Raw genomic sequence first — 20,711 nt, 5'->3', positions numbered from 1 at the left:
TTCAACGCCAACAAGAGCCTGCTCGCCAACTTCTCGCGCGCCAGCGGCGTCGTGACGGTCGGCACCACCACGCTCGATACCGGCGCCTTCGCCGTCTATGACGCGAAGACCAACGGTACGGCCACGGGCAGCAGCTCCACGATCGACACGGCCGTGACTGCGGTTGCCACCAGCGCGTCCTCCGGCACCGGTGCCCTCACCGTCGCCGTCGGCACTGGCGCCGGCCAGCTCAAGGGTTTCATGGACACCACCTACTCGATCAGCGGTACCGTCAACGGCACCACGGTCGCGGCGTTCACGGCGTCCATCGCCAACATCGACATCTCCTCGCTCACCAGCAGCGATGTCGACCTGGCGAAGCTCTCCTCCTACATGAAGATCGTGTCCGCCACGATCGACGGCCTGCAGGCCGGTTCGACGGCTCTGGGCACCACCCAGACCCGCCTGACCTCGCAGCAGAACTTCGCCCAGTCCCTGATCGACATCAACACGTCGTCGATCGGCTCGCTGGTCGATGCCAACATGGAAGAAGAGTCCACGAAGCTGAAGGCCCTGCAGACCCAGCAGCAGCTGGCGGTGCAGTCGCTCTCGATCGCGAACAACTCGACCTCCAACATCATGACCCTCTTCCGTTGAGATCCGCTCCGGCGGCTGACGGCTCCGCAATCGCGGGCCAGACGCCGCCGGGTGAAGGTCAACGGCCGGGAACAGGTGTGGTGGGTATTTTCCACACTGGCCGGCGCGTAACTGCCGGCGCCCTTCGACCACGCTCCCGCAAGGGGGCGTGGTTTTTTGTTGGCCGATCGGTCGAGAGCCGATCTTACGGCGCGTTTCTCAGTTCCGTCCCTCGGGGGGTATCATGAGCCTCCGATCAGCCTCCATGCCCCCATGATGTTGGGCGCTCGCCCAAAGGTCGTTGACGATGGCCGTGCCGGCTTGCAGTGTTTCTAGGCAGTCCGGCGTTGTGCCGAGTCGATGGGCATTCAGGGTTGGTGAGGAATGGCGATGGCATCCCGGACGGGCAGGCGGACAGGATTTCACGCGGCGCGGCTGGGTCGGGGGCTGCTGGTCGCTGCCGCTGTGTTGGGACTGGGCGGCACCGCCGAAGCGGCGAAGGACCGACTGGTCGTGGGCATGCCCGTCGAGCCCGCCGGCCTTGACCCGACGGTGGCGGCGCCCGTGTCCATCGGGCAGGTCACCTGGCAGAATGTCTATCAGGGCCTGACCCGCGTGGACCGCAACGGTAAGGTCCAGCCGCAACTCGCGTCGGGCTGGACGGTATCGCCCGATGGCCTCGTCTACACCTTCACCTTGCGGGATGGCGTGGCCTTTCACGACGGCACGCCCTTCAACGCCGCCGCTGCCAAGTTCAGCCTCGACCGGGCGCGCGGCGCGGATTCGACCAATCCCCAGAAACCCTATTTCGAGCCGATCGCATCCGTAGACGCGCCGGACGCGAAGACGCTGGTGGTCACCCTTAAGCGGCCGGTCAGCGATCTGACCTATCGTCTCGGAATGCCCGCGGCGGTGATGGTCGCGTCGAATTCCGCGGACGCCAACCGCACGACCCCCGTGGGCACCGGGCCCTTCCGGTTCAAGGCCTGGGCGAAGGGTGATCGGGTGGAACTGGAGCGCTTCGCCGATTATTGGGACAAGGCCCATGCGCCGGCTCTGGCGCAGGTGACCTTCCGCTTCCTCGCCGATCCGCAGGCGCAGGCGGCGGCCCTTCGGGCCGGGGACGTGGACGCCTTCCCCGAGTTCAGCGCGCCCGAGATTTATACGGATTTCCAGAAGGACAAGAAATTCAGCACCGTCGTGGGCAATACCGAGCTGAAGATGGTTGCCGGCATGAACAATGCCCGCAAGCCCTTCGACGATGTGCGCGTGCGCCAGGCGCTGATGATGGCGGTGGATCGCAAGGCGCTGGTGGAGGGCGCGTGGTCCGGTTTCGGCACGCCCATCGGCAGCCACTACACGCCGAACGATCCCGGTTTTGTCGATACGACGGGTGTGCTGCCCTATGATTCCGCCAAGGCCAAGGCGCTGCTGGCGCAGGCGGGCTATCCGAACGGCTTCACCTTCACTCTGAAGACGCCGCAGATGGCTTATCTGTCGCGCTCGGGGGAAGTGCTTCAGGCCATGCTGGCGGATGTGGGCGTGACGGTGAAGATCGAGCCCACGGAATTTCCGGCCAAATGGGTGCAGGAGGTCTTCAAGGACAAGGCCTATGACATGACCGTCATGACCCATGCGGAGCCACTCGACATAGATATCTACGCGCGCCCCAATTATTATTTCAATTACAACAGCCCCCACTTCAACGCGGCCTACACGGCCGCCGCTACGGCCACGGACGACGCCGCTCGCACCAAGGCTATTGGCGAGGCCCAGCGCATCCTTGCGGACGAGGTGCCGGCGCTGTTCCTGTTCGTCATGCCCAAGCTCGGTGTCTGGAACGCCAAGGTGGAGGGCCTGTGGGAGAGCGAGCCCGTGCCCTCCAATGACGTGACCGAGGTGCGCTGGCGTGACTGAGCCCGGCCCGGTGCACGCGAGCTGAGGCGCGCTCCATGCTGGCTTTCGCCGTGCGACGCTTTCTCGGGCTGGTGCTGACGCTGGCGGTCATGTCCGCCGCGATCTTCCTCATCATGGATGTGCTGCCGGGCGATCCGGCGGCCATTCAGCTCGGCACCTCCGCGAGGCCCGATACGCTGGCGGCCCTGCGCCAGAGCATGGGGCTCGATCAGCCGGCCGTGGTGCGTTACCTCGCCTGGATGGCCGGCATGGCCCGTGGCGATTTCGGAACCTCCTTTACCTATGGCGTGCCGGTGGCCGGTCTCATCGCGGAGCGGCTGGCGGTGACGGTGCCCTTGGCGCTGATGGCCATCGCGCTCTCCACCCTCATCGCGCTGCCGCTGGGCGTGATGGCGGCGGCGCGCAGCGGCTCGGCGGTGGATTATGGCGCGAGCCTTTTTGCGCAGGTGTGCGTAGCGGTGCCGAATTTCTGGATCGGCCTTCTGCTCATCCTGTTCTTCTCCACGCAGCTCGGCTGGTTCCCCGCCGGCGGCTTTCCCGGCTGGAGCGCGGGCATAGGAGCCGGCTTGAAGGCGCTGCTCCTGCCGGCCATTGCTCTGGCGCTTCCGCAGTCCGCCATCCTCGCCCGCGTCACCCGCTCCGCCGTGCTCGATGTGCTGAATGAGGATTTCGTCGCCACCGCCCGCGCCAAAGGTCTCACCCGCCGGGCGGCGCTGTGGCGGCATGTGGTGCCCAATGCACTGGTGCCAGTGGTGACGATCCTCGGCCTGCAATTCTCTTTCCTCATCGCAGGGGCGGTGCTGGTGGAGAATGTGTTCGTGCTCCCCGGCCTCGGGCGCCTCGCCTTTCAGGCCCTCGCCCAGCGCGACCTGCTGGTGATCCGCGATGTGGTGCTCCTGTTCGCCGGGCTCGTGGTGGTGGTGAACTTTCTCGTGGACATGGCCTATCTCGCCCTCGACCCGCGCCTCAGGAGGCGGGGATGAGCGCGCCTCTCCTGCGTCGGATCGCCGGGCGGAGGCAGCTTCTGGTGGGCGCCGTTCTCACCGCTGCCATCGTCGGCATTGCCATCCTCTCCCAGTTCTGGACGCCGGAAGTGCCGACGCGGATGCGCTTCGCGCTGAAGCTCAAGGGTCCGCTTGTGCAGGGGCTGCTGGGCACCGACCATTTCGGCCGGGATCTCACCTCCATGCTCATGGTGGGGGCCTGGAACTCTCTCTCCATCGGCGTGCTGGCGGTGGCTGTGGGCGCGAGCCTCGGCACGCTTCTGGGTGTTTCGGCGGCGGCGCGGGGCGGGCTTCTGGAGGGCGCCATCATGCGCCTGTGCGACATTCTCTTTGCCTTTCCCGCCGTGCTCTCCGCCATCGTGCTCGGCGCGCTGATGGGGCCGGGAGCGTTCACGGCCGTCATCGCCATCGGCGTGTTCATGATCCCGGTGTTTGCCCGCGTCACGCGCGGGGCCGCAGCGCAGGTGTGGGCACGGGATTATGTGCTGGCTGCACGGGCGGCCGGGAAGGGGCAGGCGCGCATCACGCTGGAGCATGTGCTGCCCAATATCGCCAGCCAGATTATCGTGCAGGCCACCATCCAGCTCGGCCTTGCCATCCTCACCGAGGCGGGCCTGAGCTTTCTCGGCCTCGGCATCGCGCCGCCCGCGCCCTCCTGGGGGCGGATGCTGGCGGACGCACAGACCTATCTCTCGGCGGCGCCGCATCTCGCGCTGGTGCCCGGCATTGCGATTGCGCTGAGCGTGCTGGGCTTCAACCTTCTGGGGGATGGCCTGCGCGATCTCATCGACCCGCGCAGGAGGCTCGGCGGGTGATGCTGGACGTGCGCGATCTCTCCATTGACCTCGCCCGGCCGGACGGCGAACGGCTGCGGCTGGTGAACGACGTGTCCTTCGCCCTTGAGCGGGGGCGGACGCTTGGCATCGTGGGCGAATCCGGCTCGGGCAAATCTATGCTGCTCAAGGCCCTCATCGGCCTTCTGCCCGGCCCCATGCGGGCGGGTGGGAAGATCATCCTCGATGGCGAGAACCTGCTTACCCTAAGCGAGGCGCAGATGTGCGCGGTGCGCGGGCGGCGCATCGGCATGATCTTTCAGGAGCCCATGACGGCGCTCAATCCAGCCCAGCGCATTGGCGACCAGATCGCCGAAGGCATTCGCTGGCACCGGGCCATCTCTCGCGTGGAGGCCCGGCGGGAGGCACTGGAATGGCTGGAGCGCGTGCGTATCCCGGATGCGGCGCGCAGGCTCGATACCTATCCGCATGAAATGTCCGGCGGCCAGCGCCAGCGGGTGGGCATCGCCATCGCGCTTGCCATGCGGCCGGGCCTGCTGATCGCTGACGAGCCGACGACGGCGCTCGATGTGACCGTGCAGGCGGAAATCCTCGACATCTTCGACGAGATGGTGCGCGAGCTGGGCGTCGCGCTCATCCTCGTCAGCCATGATCTCGGCGTGGTGGGGCGCATCGCGGACGAGACACTGGTCATGTATGCGGGCACCCGCATGGAGGCGGGACCGACTGGGGATGTGCTGCGCCACCCGCACCATCCCTATACGCAGGGCCTTCTGGCAGCGATGCCCCGCCGGGGCGGCGGGAGGAGCGGCGATCTGCCGACCATTCCCGGCACGGTGCCTTCGCTGACCGCCTTGCCGCCGGGCTGTCGCTTTGCCAATCGTTGCGCCCGCGTGGACGACGCCTGCCGGGCGGCGGAGCCCGTGTGGTCTGGCGAAGCCGGTGCCGGCATCCGCTGCATCCATGCGGACGAGGTGGCCGCATGAGCGCGCCGGCCCTCTTGGAGGTGTGCAACCTCATCCGTGACTATCCTGCCGGGCCGGCCTCGCTGTTCGGCCGCCGGGCCACCGTCCGGGCGCTGGATGGCATCGACCTTCAGGTGCCGCAGGGCAGCATCTTCGGCATCGTGGGGGAGAGCGGTTGCGGCAAGTCCACGCTCGCCCGCATCGTCATGGCGCTGGACCGGCCCACCTCCGGCAATGTGCTGTTCGATGGGGACGATCTCTTCCTCCTGCCGCCAGCACGCCTTGCCGCGAAGCGGCGGGATTTTCAGATGGTGTTTCAGGATCCCTACGGCTCGCTCGACCCACGCAGCCGCATCGGGCGCACCATTGCCGAGCCGCTGCACGTGGTGCCCGACGCACCGCGCGGCAAGGCGCGGACGGAGCTGGTGGGACGGGCGCTGGAAAGCGTCGGCCTCAAGGCGGCGGACGCCACCCGCTTTCCGCACGAATTCTCCGGCGGCCAGCGCCAGCGCATCGCCATTGCCCGCGCCCTGATCACGGAACCAAAGCTGGTGGTGGCGGACGAGGCGGTCTCGGCGCTCGATCTGTCCGTGCAGGCGCAGGTGCTGAACCTCCTGCGCGCGCTGCGGGACAGGCGCGGCATCACGGTGCTGTTCATCTCGCACAATCTGGCGGTCATCGATTGCGTGGCCGACCATGTGGCGGTGATGTATCGCGGCCGCATCGTGGAGCGGGGGCCGGCGCGCGCGGTGTTCGACCGGCCGCTGCATCCCTATACGCAACTGCTCATTGCCGCCGAACCCAGCCTCGACCAGATCGGTCGCGGCGCCCGCCCGCCGCGCTCGGCCACCGTGCCCAAGGTGTCGGCCATCCCAGGCCAGGGCTGTGCCTTCCTGCCGCGCTGTCCCCGCGCCACCGAGCGCTGCGCGGCCGAGGCGCCGCCGCTGCGCGCGATCGCGGATGGGCGCGCCAGCGCCTGCCATCACGCCGAAGACCTTTCCCCTTCTCTTGTCCCTTAAGCGGCCCCGACCGGCGCGCCTCAGGAGCGTTGTTGCAATGTCGTCCCCTCTGGACCTTTCTGCCATCGAACTCGTGGCCGCCTTCCGCGCCCGCAGGCTCTCGCCCAGCGAATATTTCGACGCCTTGCTGCCCTATGTGGCGGCGAGCGAGCCCAAGCTCGGCGCGCTCTATGCGTTCGAGCCCGAGCGGGTGGGCGCCGAAGCTGCGGCCTCAACTGAGCGTTGGGCAGAGGGCGAGCCCAACGGGCCGCTGGATGGTGTGCCTGTCACGCTGAAGGAACTCATCGCAACGGAAGGGGTGCCGGTGCCGCTCGGCACCGCTGCCACCGATCTCGTGCCCGCCACCGCCGATGCGCCGCCCGCGGCGCGCATGAAGGAGGCGGGGGCGATCCTGCTCGCCAAGACCACCGTGCCGGATTACGGCATGCTCTCCTCCGGCCTCTCCAGCTTCCACACGCTGGCCCGCAATCCCTGGAACCTCGCCTGCAACCCAGGCGGCTCCAGCGCGGGGGCTGCGGCGGCGGGGGCGGCGGGCTATGGGCCGCTGCATGTGGGCACGGACATCGGCGGCTCCGTGCGCCTGCCGGCCGGTTGGTGCGGCCTTGTCGGCTTCAAGCCGAGCCTCGGGCGCATTCCCATCGACCCCTATTATGTGGGCCGCTGCGCCGGCCCCATGACGCGCACGGTGGCCGAGAGCGCGCTGATGATGCAGTTCCTCGCGAAGCCCGACTGGCGCGATGCCACCAGCCTGCCGCCCGAGGACATCGACTGGATGGACCTTGAGGGGGGCAGCGTGAAGGGCCTGCGCATCGGCCTTATGCTGGAGGCGGGCTGCGGCATGGAGGTGGAGGACGAGGTGCGCACGGCCGTGGAGGCGGCGGCGCGGCGCTTCGAGGCGGAGGGCGCGGAGATCGTGCCTGTCCCCGGCGTCCTCACCCGCGCGATGCTGGACGGGCTCGATGATTTCTGGCGCGCCCGCTCGTGGGACGACATCAGTGCGCTGCCGCCGGAGAAGCGGGCTAAGGTGCTGCCCTATATCGTGGACTGGGCGGCAGGCGGCGCCCATGTGGACGGCCCGCGCGCGGTACGCGGCTTCAACCAGACCATGAAGATGCGCCAGGCCTGCGCCACGCTCTTCCACGGCCTCGATTATCTGCTGACGCCCACCAACAATGTCTCGGCCTTCCCCGCCGAATGGGCTTCCCCCATCAATGATCCGGCTAAGCCCTTCGAGCACATCTGCTTCACCGTGCCGTGGAACATGTCCGAGCAGCCGGCCATCTCCATCAACTGCGGCTTCACCCAAGCGGGCATGCCCATCGGCCTCCAGATTGTCGGCCCGCGTTTCGCGGACCACGCGGTGTTGCGCGTGGCCCATCTCTATGAGGGCTGGCGCGGGCCGATCACCAACTGGCCGAAGCTCGCCTGAACGGGGCGCTCAGGTGGGCTGGAGCAAAGGCTCCAGCGCCGCCGCGATGCGCGGATAATGCTCGGGCGCAAGCGGCAGGATGGGGCGGGGCGGCAGCGCCGTTGACAGCCCCAGAATGTTCGCCGCCGCATAGGTGACGCGCAGGCTGGTCAGCTCCCGGAACAGCGCCCAGAGCGGCTCGAAGCGCGCCTTCCACAGTCCCACCTGCGCCATGTCATGGGCCTGCGCGGCGCGCATCAGCTTCAGCGTCGGCTCCGGCAGCAGGCCGCCGCAGACGCTGTACCAAGCCTGCCCGCCGGCGAGGATGGCCTCGGTCACGTTCCAGTCGGCGCTATAGCCGATGGCGAAGGCCTCCGGCACGGCGGCGCGCAGGTTGGCGTGCAGGGTCGGGGCATCCACTGGCGCGGCGGCGGGGTTCTTCAGCGCCACCACGTTCGGCAGGGTGGCGAGACGGGCGACAAGGGCGGGCGTGAAGGTGAAGTGGGTGGTGCCGGGATTGTTGTAGACGCAGAGCGGCAGATCGGTGGCCCCGGCCACGGCGGCGAAATGCGCGAACACCTCGTCCTCGGTGAGGGGCGTATAGGACACGGGCGCGAGCAGGAGGCCATCGGCGCCCGCTTCGGCCGCGTCGCGTGCCAGATCCACGGCCTCGTCCGTGCGCAGGGCCCCGATGCCCACGACGATGGGAATGCGCTTCGCCACGAGCGCGGAAGCCGCCTCGACCGCCCGCCGCCGCTCGGTACGGGAGAGATAGGCATAGGTGCCGGTGCTGCCGAGGAGGCCGATGGAATCGACCCCCGCCAACACGAGGCGCGTCAGAAGGATTTCCAGCGCTGCCGTGTCCACGCGCCCCTGCGGGTCCGAAGGGGTGATGGGGAAAGCGGAGAGACCGTGGAAGGGGGAGGCAGGCGAGGTCATGAGGAGCACCGGACTGGGCGCGCGCGATGGCGCGGGAACAAGCGGCGCGGAAGATGGTCGCGGAAATGGATCGCGGATAGATCCAATGGGGCGCTCCTTCGCCGGACCAATCGGAAAAGGCGCTTAAGGCAAATTCTCCCGCAGTACGATCTCGATGCGGGGCGTCACGATGCCCTCTGTCGCCTCCCGTCCGGCCCGCAGGTTGGAGAAGACGCCAATCACGCTCTGGATGGCGTTCTCCGGATTCTGCGTGATGACCGCATCCATGGTGCCGTCGAGCAGCAGGGCACGCGTATCCGGCGTGAGGCCGTGGCCGACGAACACCACGTCAGAGCGGCGCATGTCCCGCAGCGCCTTGCCGACGCCGGCCGCGCCGCCGCCGATGTTGTAGAGGCCGGCAAGGTCCGGATGCTGGGCGAGGAACTGTCGGGTCTGGCGATAATTCTGCGCCTCGTCGTCCTGCCCCTCGCGCAGGCCGACCACCTCGATCTGCGGAAACATCTCCTCGAACAGATGCAGGAAGCCCATCTCGCGCTCCTCATGGGCGCGATAGGAGAGGGAGCCCGCGATCATCGCCACCTTTGCCTTGCGGGCGCCGATGAAGCGGGCGATGAGATAGCCCGCCGTGCGCCCGGCCGAGCGGTTGTCGAGCCCGACGCTCGCCACGCGGCGCGTGCCGGCAATATCGGAAATGAGCGTGACCGTGGGCACGCCGCGGGCGGCGAGCGTGTTCACTGCCTCGCGTACCGCCGGATGCTCCAGAGCCATGAAGGCGATGCCATCCGCGCTCTTGCCATGCTGGAGCAGGGCGCGGGCCAGAAGGTCCGGATTGAAGCTCTTGATATATTCAACCCGCGCCTGGATCTGCCGCTCGGCAAGCGTGGCGGAACTCGCCGCGATGAGCCGGCCGAGCAGTCCGAGGAAGCGGTTGGTGCCCGCTGGCAGCAAGAAGACCAGTCGCAGCGGCGCGACGGGCGGGGCGAAATCGCTCTCGAGGATGTAATTGAGCTCGGCCGCCGCCCTCAGCACCCTTTGGATGGTGACGGGGCGCACCCCCGGCCTCTTGTTGAGGACGCGGTCCACCGTTGCCGTGGAAACGCCGGCGCGGCGCGCCACATCCGGCAGGCGGGCGTGGGCCGGATGCTCCGCGTCCGCCGGCGCGGTCGCGGACGAAAGAGCTGATGCGAGGACATCGGAAGACATCAAATTACATCATTATTTGAAATTGCCGGGCGCGGTTTAGATTTTTATCCTCTCTCAGGATCAAGAAAAATACATCAAAAAACATCAAGGGAGGATGCCATGCCGACGCTGTCGCGCCGCCAGTTCGTTGCCGCCGCCGGTGCTGCTTCCGCAGCCGGTCTCATGGGAATGCCGGGCCTCGCGCGGGCGGCGGAGTATGAGCTGAAATACGCCAACAACCTGCCCATGACGCACCCGCTCAACATCCGCGCGCAGGAATTCGCCAAGCGCGTGGAGACCGAGACCAAGGGGCAGGTGACCATCCAGATCTTCCCCAACAACCAACTCGGCGGCGACACCGACATGCTGGCGCAGGTGCGCTCCGGCGGCGTCACCTTCTTCACCCCGTCCGCGCTCGTCATTGCGACGCTGGTGCCTTCCGCCGCCATCAATGCGGTGGGCTTTGCCTTTGCCGATTATGATCAGGTGTGGAAGGCCATGGATGGCGCGCTCGGCGCCCATGTGCGCGGCGCCATCTCCAAGGTCGGCCTCTACGCCTTCGAGAAGATGTGGGACAATGGCTTCCGCCAGATGACCTCCTCCAAGGCGCCGATCCAGACCGCCAAGGATATGGACGGCCTCAAGATCCGCGTGCCGGTCAGCCCGCTGTCGGTCTCCATGTTCAAGGCGCTCGGCGCTTCGCCCGCCAGCCTTCAGTTCTCGGAAGTCTATTCTGCGCTCCAGACCAAGATCGTGGATGCGCAGGAAAATCCGCTGCCCATCATCCAGGTGGCGAAGCTCTATGAGGTGCAGAAATACGCCTCGCTCACCAACCACATCTGGGACGGCTACTGGTTCATCGCCAACGGCCGGGCGTGGCGCGAGATCCCGGAGAACCTCCAGAAGGTCATCGCCACCGCCATCAATGATGCGGGCCTGTCCCAGCGCGCCGACATCAAGAAGCTGAACGAGGGCGTGCAGGCGGACCTTGAGAAGAACGGCCTCGTCTTCAACAGCACCAGCCCCGACACCTTCCGCGCCAAGCTGCGGGAGAGCGGCTTCTATGTGGAGTGGAAGGGCCGCTTCGGAGACGAGGTGTGGGGCCTTCTGGAAGGCGCCGTCGGCAAGCTCGCCTGAGTTCCCTTTGACCTGACGTTTGATCGGAGGCGCCATGTCCGGCTCCTTGTCCCCAACGGCTGCCGAGAACGCGGCAGCCGCCCGGTCGGCTGCGTCCGGCTTCGGGCGGCTGGACGCGGCCTTCTTCGGCCTCATCGAGCACGTGGCGGCGGCCATCGTCCTCGTGGAGGTGGGTGTCCTGTTCGCGGGCGTCGTGGCGCGCTACGTCTTCCACGCGCCGCTCGTCTGGTCCGACGAACTCGCCTCCATCCTCTTCCTTTGGCTCTCCATGCTCGGCGCGGTGGTGGCGCTGCGCCGGGGCGAGCACATGCGCATGACCGGCTGCCTCGGCCTTGCGGGGCCGCAGACGCGGGCCGTGCTGGAAGCGCTCGCCATTCTCGTGCCGCTGGGCTTCCTCGGCCTCGTGCTGCATCCGGCGCTGGACTATGCGTCGGAAGAGCGCTTCATCGTCACGCCCGCGCTGGAGATCAGCAATGTCTGGCGGGCGGCGGCCATTCCGGTGGGGCTCAGCCTCATGGTGCTGGCGTGCCTTGCGCGCCTCGCCCGCGCGGCGTCCTTCAAGGCGGTGGTGATCGCGCTGGGTCTGACGGCGGGCCTGATGGTGGCCTTCTATCTGCTCGGGCCGGTGCTGAAGCCGCTCGGCCAGATCAACCTCATCATCTTTTTCGTCGGCGTGGTGGCGCTCTGCGTCTTCGCCGGCGTGCCCATCGCCTTTGCCTTCGCGCTCGCTACCTTCGGCTATCTGGCGCTCACCACACGCACGCCCATGCTGGTGATGGTGGGGCGGCTCGACGAGGGCATGAGCCACCTCATCCTGCTGGCTGTGCCGCTGTTCATCTTCCTCGGCGCGCTCATCGAGATGACGGGCATGGCCAAGGCCATGATCGCCTTTCTCGCCAGCCTCCTCGGCCATGTGCGCGGCGGCCTCTCTTACGTGCTCATCGGCGCCATGTATCTGGTCTCGGGCATCTCCGGCTCCAAGATCGCCGACATGGCCGCCATCGCTCCCATTCTCTTCCCGGAGATGAAGGCGCGCGGGGCGAAGGAAGGCGATCTCGTGGCCCTGCTCTCCGCCACGGGGGCGCAGACGGAGACGATCCCGCCCTCCATCGTGCTCATCACCATCGGCTCGGTCACGGGCGTCTCCATCGCCGCGCTGTTCACCGGCGGGATGGTGCCGGCCCTCGTGCTCGGCCTGTGCCTGTGCACGGTGGTGTGGCGGCGCTACCGCAACGAGGATCTGAGCCACATCCGCAAGTCCGCGTGGCGGGAGATTGGCAAGCTCGCCATCGTCGCTCTGCCGGCCATCGCCTTGCCCTTCGTCATCCGCGCGGCGGTGGTGGAGGGGGTGGCAACGGCCACCGAGGTCTCCACCATCGGCATCGTCTATGCGGTGCTGGCGGGCCTCCTCATCTACCGGCGCTTCGACTGGCGGCGCATCCGGCCGATGCTCATCGAGACGGCCTCGCTGACCGGCGCCATCATCTTCATCGTCGGCTGCGCCACAGCCATGGCCTGGGGCCTCACCCAGTCCGGCTTCTCCCGCAATCTGGCGCAGGCCATGGCGGGGATCCCGGGCGGCGCCTATGGCTTCCTCGCCGTCTCCATCGTGGCCTTCATCATCCTCGGCAGCGTGCTGGAGGGCATTCCGGCCATCGTACTGTTCGGCCCGCTGCTGTTCCCCATCGCCAAGGCGGCGGGGGTGCATGAGGTGCACTATGCGATGGTGGTCATCTTCGCCATGGGCATCGGCCTCTTCGCTCCACCCTTCGGCGTTGGCTATTACGGCGCCTGCGCCATCTCCAAGATCCAGCCGGACGAAGGCCTCAAGCACATCTGGGGCTATGTGGCGGCGCTGCTCGTCGGCCTCGTCCTCGTCGCGGCCATTCCGTGGCTGTCCATCGGCTTCCTGTAATCTTCCGATCAATAGAGGTGCGTCATGAGCCGGTTTTTCGGCGATATCCGGCAGGCCGGATATGTGGTGAAGGATATCGAAGCGGCGATGGATTACTGGAGCCGGGTGCTCGGCATCGGGCCGTGGTTCTATAATCCGCGCGTTCCCATCGTGAACTACACCTATCGCGGTGAGCGCTACGAGGTGCACAATTCCGTCGCCCTCGCCAATTCCGGCCCGTTGCAGATGGAACTCATCCAGTGCCGCAACGACGCCCCCTCCATGTATCGCGACTTCCTGCAGGCGGGGAACACCGGCCTTCAGCACGTCGCTTACTGGACGGAAAATTATGACGCGGACCTCGCCCGCCTCATCGCGCAGGGCTTCAAGCCGGTGATGGGCGGCGAGGTGGGCGAGAAGGGGCGCTTCATCTATTTTGACACCGAGTATCATCCCGGCACGGTCATCGAACTGTCCGAGGTGGCGGGGCCGAAGGGCAAGCTGTTCAAGATGATCCGCGAAGCCTCCGAGGGCTGGGATGGCACCGATCCCGTGCGGCCCTTCCCCGATCTCTCCACCCTGTGAGGCGGTGATGCAGCGCTTCGAGGCGAGCTACCTCATCGAGACGCCGCTCGACCCGGCGAAGGTGGCGGAGGTGATGGCGGGCGAGCAGTCCAGCGGCACCTTCACCCGCGTGCATGGCGAGACGGACGAACTGCGCGCCCGCTCGCGGGCCGAGGTGCTGTCGGTGGTCGATCTCGGCACCAGTGACACGCCGAGCCTGCCCAATGCCTATCTTGAGCGTCGCGGCGTCGCGGGCCCCTACCGGCGCGCGCGCATCCGCCTCGCCTTTCCGGTGGCGAATGTGGGCGCGAACCTGCCGACGCTGGCGGCGACTGCGGCGGGCAACCTGTTCGATCTCGGCGAGGTGACGGGGCTGCGGCTGGAGAGCCTGAGCCTGCCGGACGCCTATCGCCGCGCCTTCGACATGCCCCGGCAGGGGCTGGCCGGCACCCGCGCGCTCACCGGCGTGGAGACTGGCCCGCTGGTGGGCTCCATCATCAAGCCGAACGTCGGCCTCTCCGCCGAGGAGACAGGCGAACTCGCCGGCCAATTGTGTGCGGCGGGGCTCGATTTCATCAAGGATGACGAAATCTGCGCCAACCCCTCCCATGCGCCCTTGGCCGAGCGCGTGCCGGCGGTGATGCGGCGGGTGCGCGATCACGCCGAGCGCACGGGCAAGAAGGTGATGGTGGCCTTCAACATCACCGATGAGACGGACGCTATGCGCCGCCATGCGGACCTCGTGGCGCGCGAAGGCGGCACCTGCGTGATGGCGAGCCTCAACTGGTGCGGCTTCTCCGCCATCCAGACCCTGCGGCGGAGCACGGATCTGGCCCTGCACGGGCACCGCAACGGCTATGGCGCGCTCTCCCGCGCGCCTCTGCTGGGCGTTGGTTTTCAGGCCTATCAGGTGCTCTGGCGTCTCGCGGGCGTGGATCACATGCATGTGCATGGGCTCAAGGGGAAATTCGCGCAGGAAGACGCCGAGGTGATCGAGAGCGCGCGGGACTGCGTGACGCCCCTCTCTTCCACCGAGGACGATCGGGTGATGCCCGCTTTCTCCTCCGGCCAGTGGGCCGGCACCGTGCCCGCCACTTATGCGGCCACCGGCCATGCGGACCTGCTCTTCATGGCCGGCGGCGGCATCATGGCCCATCCGGATGGGCCTTCTGCGGGCGTCGCGAGCATCCGCGAGGCCTGGGAAGCTGTCATGGCCGGGGAGGGGTTGCCCGAGGCGGCGCCGCGCGCTCCCGCGCTCGCCAAGGCGCTCGCCTTCTTCGGCTCTGGAGCCTGAAGCCGATGGCGCCGCGCTACGGCTGGTATGGCGACGATTTCACGGGGGCCAGTGACACGCTCGCCGTGCTGGCCCAGCGCGGGCAGAAGGCGCTGCTGTTTCGCGGCCTTCCGACAGCCGCCCAGCTTGAGCGGGCGGGGCCTCTCGATGCGGTGGGCATCGCCGGGGCCTCGCGCGCCATGGCCCCCGCCGAGATGACAACGGAACTGGCGCCCGTGGGGGCCTTCTTCGCCGCCCTCGGCGTGCGGGTGATGCACTACAAATGCTGCTCCACCTTCGACAGCGCGCCGCACGTGGGCAGCATCGGCCGTGCGGTCTCCGTGCTGGCGCCGGCCTTTCCCAATGTCTTCCGGCCGATTGTCGGCGGCCAGCCGAACATCGGGCGCTATTGCGTCTTCTCCAACCTCTTCGCGGCGGCGGGGACGGGGGGCGAGGTGTTCCGCATCGACCGCCACCCCACCATGAGCGTGCACCCTGTGACGCCGATGGGCGAGGGCGATCTCCGCCAGCATCTGCGGGCGCAGGGGCTGACGGTGGCCGGCCTGCACCATCCGGCCTATGGCGAAGATGAAGCCTCCCTCGACGCCCGCCTCGCGGCGCTTCTCGACGAAACGCCCGATGCCGTGTTGTGCGACATTTCCGGTCTAGAAGACCTCGCCCCGGTGGGGCGGCTGATCTGGCAGGCAGCCGAGCACCAGCCGCTTCTGGCGGTGGGCGCCAGTTCCGTCGCGCAGGCGGTTTGCGCCCATTGGGGCGCCGACCCGATGCCATCCGCCCCGCTGCGGCCGGCCGAGGGGCCGGTGTTCGTTCTGGCGGGCAGCCTGTCGCCCGTCACGCGCCGGCAGCGCGAGTTGGCGGCTTCATATCGCAAGGTTCAGCTCGACGCGGCGCGGCTCGCCGACGATCCGGGCTATGTGGCCGCGCAGGCCCAGGCCATCGGTGCGCATCTGCGCGCCGGCGTCTCGGTACTCGGGACCACGGCGCCGGAGGGCGAGGCGTTGGAAGCGAACCTGCCGCCCGCGCAGGTGGCGGCTGCGACGGCGGCGTTTCTCAACGCCGTGCTTGCGCAGCACCCGGTGAAGCGGCTGGGCATCGCGGGGGGCGACACGTCCAGCCGAGCGGTGCAGGCGCTGGACCTCTGGGGCCTCAGCTATCTCTCGGCGCCCGCGCCCGGCGTCGCCTTCTGCCGCGTGCACAGCGACGCGCTAGCCCTTGATGGGCTCGAACTGATGTTGAAGGGCGGCCAGATGGGCACGCCAGACCTGCTCGAGCGCTTGCTCCACGGCGGCTGATGAGCTCCTTGCGTCGGAAACCTCCAATATGGCTAAGCTTGCGATTGACTCAAACAATCCAACGATCTATGGATCGTTTAGTTCAGCAAGGGGTTCAGTCACGTGCTTCGGGAGTTGACGGAGGCGCAGATGGCCGCCGCCGCGACCATGTTCGCAGCGCTGGCAGATCCGGCGCGGCTGGCGCTTCTCGTCCATCTGGCGCAGGGGGAGGCTTCGGTTTCGGAGCTCACCAGTGCGCTGGGCGACCGGATGACCACCATCTCCGCCCGCCTGAAGGTCCTCCACACGGCGCGTCTCGTGGGGCGCAGGCGGGTGGGCAAGTCCATTCTGTACCACCTCGCGGATGATCATGTGCTCGCGCTCGTCCGGAGCGCGGTCGATCATGCGTGCGAGGATCACTGACACGCGCAGGGAGAGAAACCATGTCCGAGTGCAAGGTTCATCACGATCATCCCCACCAGCATGGTCCCGGCTGCGGCCACACCGGCATCCGCCACGGCGACCACGTGGACTATCTCCATGACGGCCATCTGCACCACATGCACGGCGACCATGTCGACGAGCATGTGATTGAGGTGAGCGAGACCAATCCGGTCCGCTGCACGCCCGATCATCACTGCGCGGGCCACGAGCCCGGCCATGTGCACGGCCCCGGCTGCGGCCACGAGGCGGTGCCGCATGGGGACCACATCTGCTACCTTGTGGACGGCCATCTGCATTATCCCCACGGGGATCATTGCGACGACCATGGCCCGGTCGAGGTGGTGCAGGGCTGAGGCTTCGTGCAGGACAGCCGCCGCATCAGGCCGCAGCTGGCACCTCGACGCCCGCGGCCCGGAGCGCTGCCGATAGGGCCGCGCTCTCGCGCGCGTCGCAGGGCGGTTGCGGCGGGCGCACCAGGTCATTGCCGAGCCGGCCCAGCAGCTTGAGGCAGGTCTTCAGCCGCGCGGTGGCGCGACCGCCCGGCGCGTCGCGATAGATCGCGACGGAGAGCGGATAGAGCTGCTCGTGCACCAGCCGCGCTTTGGCCCAGTCGCCTGCCGCCGCGGCGTCCCACAGGGCGACCACCAACTCGGGCACGACGGCCGCAAGGCTCACCTGGCTGCCGGCGCTGCCGATCACGTAGCTGGTCAGAAGGTGCTCGTCGCCCGAGCCGAGCACCGCGAAGCCCGGGCGGCGCGACTGGATGAGACGCAGGTTCTCCTCATAGGCCGCGACTTCCCAGCTGCCATCTTTGATGGCGACGAAGCGCGGATCGTCGATGAGGCGGGAGAGCACGTCGGAGGAATAGGACATGGCTCCCGCGCCCACCGGCGCTCCATAAAGCATCAGCGGCAGGCTGGTTGCATCCGCGATCAGGCGGTGATGGAGCAGGGTGCATTCGTCCGCATGGCCGAGCGCCCAGCTGTTGGGCGGGAAGACCAGCAGGCCATCGGCCCCCGCCGCCGCCATCTCCGCTGCCTCGCGGGCGGCCTCCAGGCTCGATTCGTGGTTCACGCCCGAGACCAGCAGGCAGTCCTTCGGGGCGACCGTGCGGGCGATTTCCACCACCCGGCGCTTCTCGGCCAGCGACAGCACGAAGTTCTCGCCCGCATGGCCGTTGATGAGCAGGCCACGAATGCCCTTTACGCGGGTCACGGCACCGATGTGGGCGGCGAGCGCATCCTCGTCCATGGAAAAGTCGGCGCGCATGGGCACCACGGTGGCCGCATGAATGCCGGACAGGCGCTGGACGAAGGTTTCAGTCATTGCGGGCCTCGGAAATGGCGCTTGGCGCGAGCAAACGATCGATGGGGAACAAGGGCAAAGCGGGTTCGCGACCCAGAATGCGGTCCGCCAGCAGGCGGGCGATGTAGGGGCCGCTCGTGTAGCCGGAATGGACACTGCCGCAGACATAGGCGTCCGGAATGCCAGGGATGGGGCCGGCGGCGGGCAGCGCGTCCGCCGTCTCCGCCTCCAGCCCCGCCCAGGCGCGGGCAACGCGGGCCGCCTTAAGGTCCGGAATGGCGTGGCAGGCGAGGCGGACATTGCCGACGATCCGGTCCGGCAGCAGTTCCACGCCGCCACGTTCGCGATCGCCCAGGCCCTGCCAGCCGCCGCCGATCACGACCGTGCCGTGCGGATATTGCTTCAGCGACAGCAGGCCGTTGGCGATGCCGACGACCGTGCGCATCACCGGGCGCACGCGCTCGGTCACCACCAACTGGTTGATGAGCGTCTTGATCGGCAGGCGGATGCCGAGCCACGCCATCATGGGCTCGATCCAGACCCCACCCGCCAGCACGATGCGCTTGGCACGGACGACGCCCTGCGCCGTCTGCACCGCGAAGCCGCCATCCTCCCGCGTGATGCCGGAGGCGGGGGTGTTCTCCTTCAGGTCCACGCCCGCCTCGATCAGGGCGCGGCGGAAGGCAAGGCCGGTCAGGTAGGCATTGGCATAGCCGTCCACCTTGCAATAGCCGGCAACCCGCACCTTGTCCGAGACGCCGGGCTCCACCGCCAGCGCCCTTGCGCCGCTGATGAGTTCGATGGGCGCGCCCGCTTCCCGGCGCTTGCCAGCCCGGAAAGAGAGGAGTTCCTCCTCCTGCTCGGTGAAGGCCAGCGAGAGGCCGTCGCAGACCACGACGCCCACATCGTGCCCCAGCCATTCGCGGGCGCTTGCCCACATGGCATGGGCTTGCAGGGCATAAGGGATGAGCGCCACGCGGGTCATCTGCATGGTCAGCGTGCCGGCATTGACGCCGGAGGCCTCGCGGCAGAGCGGGCCGCGCTCGATGAGCGTGACCTTCATGCCCCCACGGGCGGCGAAGAGAGCGACGGTGGAGCCGTGGACACCGCCGCCGATGACTGCGAGATCGTGCATCATAGGGGGGCCGGGGGCGGGATCGGGATATCGGAATAATCGAAGCTGCCGAGCAGGTCGGCGAGCGGCACTGGCCGTAGGGGCGGGCGGGCGGTGAAGGTGCCCACCTCTTCCCGCGAGCCCACCTTTGCCGCGAGAATCTCCGCCGCCACATCGCCGCAGAAGCGGCCCTGGCAGGGGCCCATGCCGCAGCGGGTGAATTGCTTGAGCTGGTTCATGTCATGCGCGCCGTCCGCATAAGCGGACTCGATGTCGGCGCGGGTCACGTCCTCGCAGCGGCAGACGGTTGTCTCCGGAGGGATGGCAGCCACCTGCGCCGGGCGCAGGGCCATCATGTCGGCCATGGCGTCGGAGAAAGCGCGGGCCTTGGCGATGGCCTCGCGCGTCGGGGCCGCAGCGCTGGCGAAGGCGGCGGGGGACAGCGCGCCCGCATCGTGCGCGCAGGCAAGGCCGGCGAGCCGGCCGGCTGCTTCCGCCACGAGCGCGCCGCGCAGGCCCACGCCGTCGCCGCAGGCATAGAGGCCGTTCAGGCTGGTGCGGCCCTCCGCATCGAGTTTCGGCACGAAGCCGCCCCGCTGCCAGTCGAAGGCCTGCGCCACCCGGAAGAGGCGTGGCACCTCGGCACCGGGCACAAGGCCGTGGCCGACGCAGAGGGCATCGGCCTCCATCACCCGTTCCGGCCCGGCGATAAAGGCGCCCTCTGCATCCACGGGCGCGAGGCGGACGCGGGAGAGGGCGTCATCGCCTTCGGCTGCGCGTACGCCATGGCGGAAGAGCACAGGCACGCGTGCGCCCCCGATCTTCAGCGCCCAGCCTGCACCGCGCGCCAGAAGGCGCGGCTGCGAGGCGAGGGCTGGGAGGGCGCGCAGCCAGTCGGAAGGACCGGCGAGGTCGGCGATGGCGGCAATGGTGCCGCCCCCCTTGAGCACGCCCGCGGCGACGGCCGCCAGCAGCGGCCCGCAACCGGCGATCACCACCCGCTGACCGGGCAGGACACCGTGGGACTTCAGAAGCACCGTCGCGGCCGCAAGACCGATCACGCCGGGCAGCATCCATCCCGGAAAGGGCACCACGCGCTCATGCGCGCCGGTGGCGGCGATGAGGCGCGGTGCCTCCACATGCTCGTTACCGTCCGGTCCCACCGCATCGACACGGAAATGACTGCCGACGGACCAGACGGTGCGGCCGAGGCGGCACTCCACCGCCGAGGCGGCGAGCCGCGCGCGCAACGCATCGCCGCTCGAAAGCTCCGGCGAGGACGGCATGCTCAGGCCCGGTAAAGGCGCCCGCCAGACCTGTCCGCCGGCCTCCGGCTGCTGGTCGAACAGCGCCACCCTGAGACCGGATTCGGCGGCGGCGAGCGCCGCATTGGCACCGGCCGGGCCGGCACCGAGAATGATGACGTCGTGGCTCACAGCACGCCCCGCCGCTCGACGGCCATGCCGGGACGCACCGGCGTCAGGCAGGCCTGGCGCAGCACGCCATCCACATGCAGCGCGCATTCCTGGCACACGCCCATATGGCAGAAGGCGCCGCGCACGCCGCCCGCATGAGGGCTCTGGCGCAGGCGCAGGAGGCCGTGGCGGGCGAGCGCCGTTGTCAGCATCTCGCCCTCGCGGGCGCGCAGCGCCGCGCCGTCCACGGTGATCGTCACCGTGGCACGCGCATCGCTTACACCGCCCAGTGTTGCTGCCGTCATGAGGTGTTCGTTCCCATCCACCGATCCCGTCGGGAGGTGGTGATTTGGACTTTACAGACAGCGAGTTTGTATACAAATTGTCCACCGTTTGGCAACGGGAAGTCGCAAAACAGGCGACGCCGGCC

At 68.2% G+C, this 20,711-nt stretch carries 20 protein-coding genes; 14 read left to right on the top strand and 6 right to left on the bottom strand.

Translation table 11 applies throughout. The annotated features are described in order from the left end of the window. The 7 genes from DFO45_RS07730 to DFO45_RS07700 all read left to right on the top strand — a co-directional run. Positions 1–636: flagellin (locus DFO45_RS07730; protein WP_280960278.1), on the top strand; the 636-nt coding region annotated here is incomplete at its 5' end. Between the two features lie 498 nt (positions 637–1,134). Next, the gene (locus DFO45_RS07725; RefSeq protein ID WP_245517981.1) at positions 1,135–2,532 is read left to right on the top strand and encodes an ABC transporter substrate-binding protein; all 1,398 of its coding nucleotides are present in this window, start codon (positions 1,135–1,137) and stop codon (positions 2,530–2,532) included. A 35-nt stretch (positions 2,533–2,567) separates the two neighbouring features. Further along, positions 2,568–3,515: an ABC transporter permease gene (locus DFO45_RS07720; RefSeq protein WP_133864397.1), complete on the top strand. Its 948-nt coding sequence runs from the start codon at positions 2,568–2,570 to the stop codon at positions 3,513–3,515. Continuing rightward, on the top strand, positions 3,512–4,351 hold the full coding sequence (locus tag DFO45_RS07715; protein ID WP_133864396.1) for an ABC transporter permease: 840 nt from the start codon (positions 3,512–3,514) through the stop codon (positions 4,349–4,351). Before DFO45_RS07720 ends, DFO45_RS07715 begins: the two co-directional genes overlap by 4 nt. Then, on the top strand, positions 4,351–5,316 hold the full coding sequence (locus DFO45_RS07710; protein WP_208299753.1) for an ABC transporter ATP-binding protein: 966 nt from the start codon (positions 4,351–4,353) through the stop codon (positions 5,314–5,316). The genes DFO45_RS07715 and DFO45_RS07710 overlap by 1 nt, the downstream gene beginning before the upstream one ends. Next, entirely contained in the window at positions 5,313–6,314 is a 1,002-nt protein-coding gene (locus DFO45_RS07705; protein WP_133864394.1) for an oligopeptide/dipeptide ABC transporter ATP-binding protein, read from the top strand. Before DFO45_RS07710 ends, DFO45_RS07705 begins: the two co-directional genes overlap by 4 nt. Positions 6,315–6,351: 37 nt before the next feature. Beyond that, positions 6,352–7,743, top strand: coding sequence for an amidase (locus DFO45_RS07700; RefSeq protein ID WP_133864393.1), 1,392 nt, complete (start codon positions 6,352–6,354; stop codon positions 7,741–7,743). Between the two features lie 9 nt (positions 7,744–7,752). Here the strand turns inward: DFO45_RS07700 and DFO45_RS07695 are convergent, their stop codons facing one another. After that, positions 7,753–8,661 (bottom strand): dihydrodipicolinate synthase family protein, encoded by a 909-nt coding sequence (locus DFO45_RS07695; protein WP_133864392.1) that lies wholly within the window; start codon positions 8,659–8,661, stop codon positions 7,753–7,755. 123 nt (positions 8,662–8,784) lie between these two features. Further along, positions 8,785–9,864: a LacI family DNA-binding transcriptional regulator gene (locus DFO45_RS07690; protein WP_133864391.1), complete on the bottom strand. Its 1,080-nt coding sequence runs from the start codon at positions 9,862–9,864 to the stop codon at positions 8,785–8,787. A 99-nt stretch (positions 9,865–9,963) separates the two neighbouring features. On the opposite strand from DFO45_RS07690, the gene DFO45_RS07685 reads away from it, so the two are divergent. The 7 genes from DFO45_RS07685 to DFO45_RS25180 all read left to right on the top strand — a co-directional run bounded on the left by DFO45_RS07685 (position 9,964) and on the right by DFO45_RS25180 (position 16,800). Then, a complete protein-coding gene (locus tag DFO45_RS07685) occupies positions 9,964–10,980 on the top strand; it encodes a TRAP transporter substrate-binding protein (RefSeq protein ID WP_133864390.1) in 1,017 nt (338 codons plus the stop codon). Positions 10,981–11,014: 34 nt separating this feature from the next. Next, entirely contained in the window at positions 11,015–12,895 is a 1,881-nt protein-coding gene (locus DFO45_RS07680; RefSeq protein WP_133864389.1) for a TRAP transporter large permease subunit, read from the top strand. Between the two features lie 24 nt (positions 12,896–12,919). After that, complete coding sequence (locus DFO45_RS07675; RefSeq protein ID WP_133864388.1) at positions 12,920–13,459, top strand: VOC family protein; 540 nt, start codon at positions 12,920–12,922, stop codon at positions 13,457–13,459. A gap of 7 nt (positions 13,460–13,466) precedes the next feature. Next, positions 13,467–14,732, top strand: coding sequence for a ribulose-bisphosphate carboxylase large subunit family protein (locus DFO45_RS07670; RefSeq protein WP_133864387.1), 1,266 nt, complete (start codon positions 13,467–13,469; stop codon positions 14,730–14,732). A 5-nt stretch (positions 14,733–14,737) separates the two neighbouring features. Continuing rightward, a complete protein-coding gene (locus tag DFO45_RS07665; protein ID WP_133864386.1) occupies positions 14,738–16,024 on the top strand; it encodes a four-carbon acid sugar kinase family protein in 1,287 nt (428 codons plus the stop codon). 129 nt (positions 16,025–16,153) lie between these two features. Then, a complete protein-coding gene (locus DFO45_RS25185) occupies positions 16,154–16,426 on the top strand; it encodes a metalloregulator ArsR/SmtB family transcription factor (RefSeq protein WP_245517980.1) in 273 nt (90 codons plus the stop codon). A gap of 20 nt (positions 16,427–16,446) precedes the next feature. Further along, positions 16,447–16,800 (top strand): hypothetical protein, encoded by a 354-nt coding sequence (locus DFO45_RS25180; protein ID WP_245517979.1) that lies wholly within the window; start codon positions 16,447–16,449, stop codon positions 16,798–16,800. Positions 16,801–16,825: 25 nt separating this feature from the next. On the opposite strand, the gene DFO45_RS07655 is transcribed toward DFO45_RS25180, so the two are convergent. Genes DFO45_RS07655 through DFO45_RS07640 form a run of 4 tightly spaced genes read right to left on the bottom strand, consistent with a single transcriptional unit; the run spans position 16,826 to position 20,586 of the window. Further along, positions 16,826–17,773, bottom strand: coding sequence for a dihydrodipicolinate synthase family protein (locus tag DFO45_RS07655; RefSeq protein ID WP_133864385.1), 948 nt, complete (start codon positions 17,771–17,773; stop codon positions 16,826–16,828). Beyond that, positions 17,766–18,887, bottom strand: a complete 1,122-nt coding sequence (locus tag DFO45_RS07650; protein ID WP_245517978.1) for an FAD-dependent oxidoreductase — start codon at positions 18,885–18,887, stop codon at positions 17,766–17,768. The genes DFO45_RS07655 and DFO45_RS07650 overlap by 8 nt, the downstream gene beginning before the upstream one ends. Then, positions 18,887–20,302, bottom strand: coding sequence for an FAD-dependent oxidoreductase (locus DFO45_RS07645; RefSeq protein ID WP_245517977.1), 1,416 nt, complete (start codon positions 20,300–20,302; stop codon positions 18,887–18,889). Before DFO45_RS07645 ends, DFO45_RS07650 begins: the two co-directional genes overlap by 1 nt. Beyond that, entirely contained in the window at positions 20,299–20,586 is a 288-nt protein-coding gene (locus tag DFO45_RS07640; RefSeq protein ID WP_133864382.1) for a (2Fe-2S)-binding protein, read from the bottom strand. The genes DFO45_RS07645 and DFO45_RS07640 overlap by 4 nt, the downstream gene beginning before the upstream one ends. Between the last annotated feature and the right edge of the window lie 125 nt (positions 20,587–20,711).

The sequence above is a fragment of the Azorhizobium sp. AG788 genome, from assembly GCF_004364705.1.
GTDB classification, from domain to species: Bacteria; Pseudomonadota; Alphaproteobacteria; order Rhizobiales; family Xanthobacteraceae; genus Azorhizobium; species Azorhizobium caulinodans.
The sequence above is the reverse complement of the archived record's forward strand: the minus strand, read 5'-3'. Positions and strand labels throughout refer to the sequence as shown.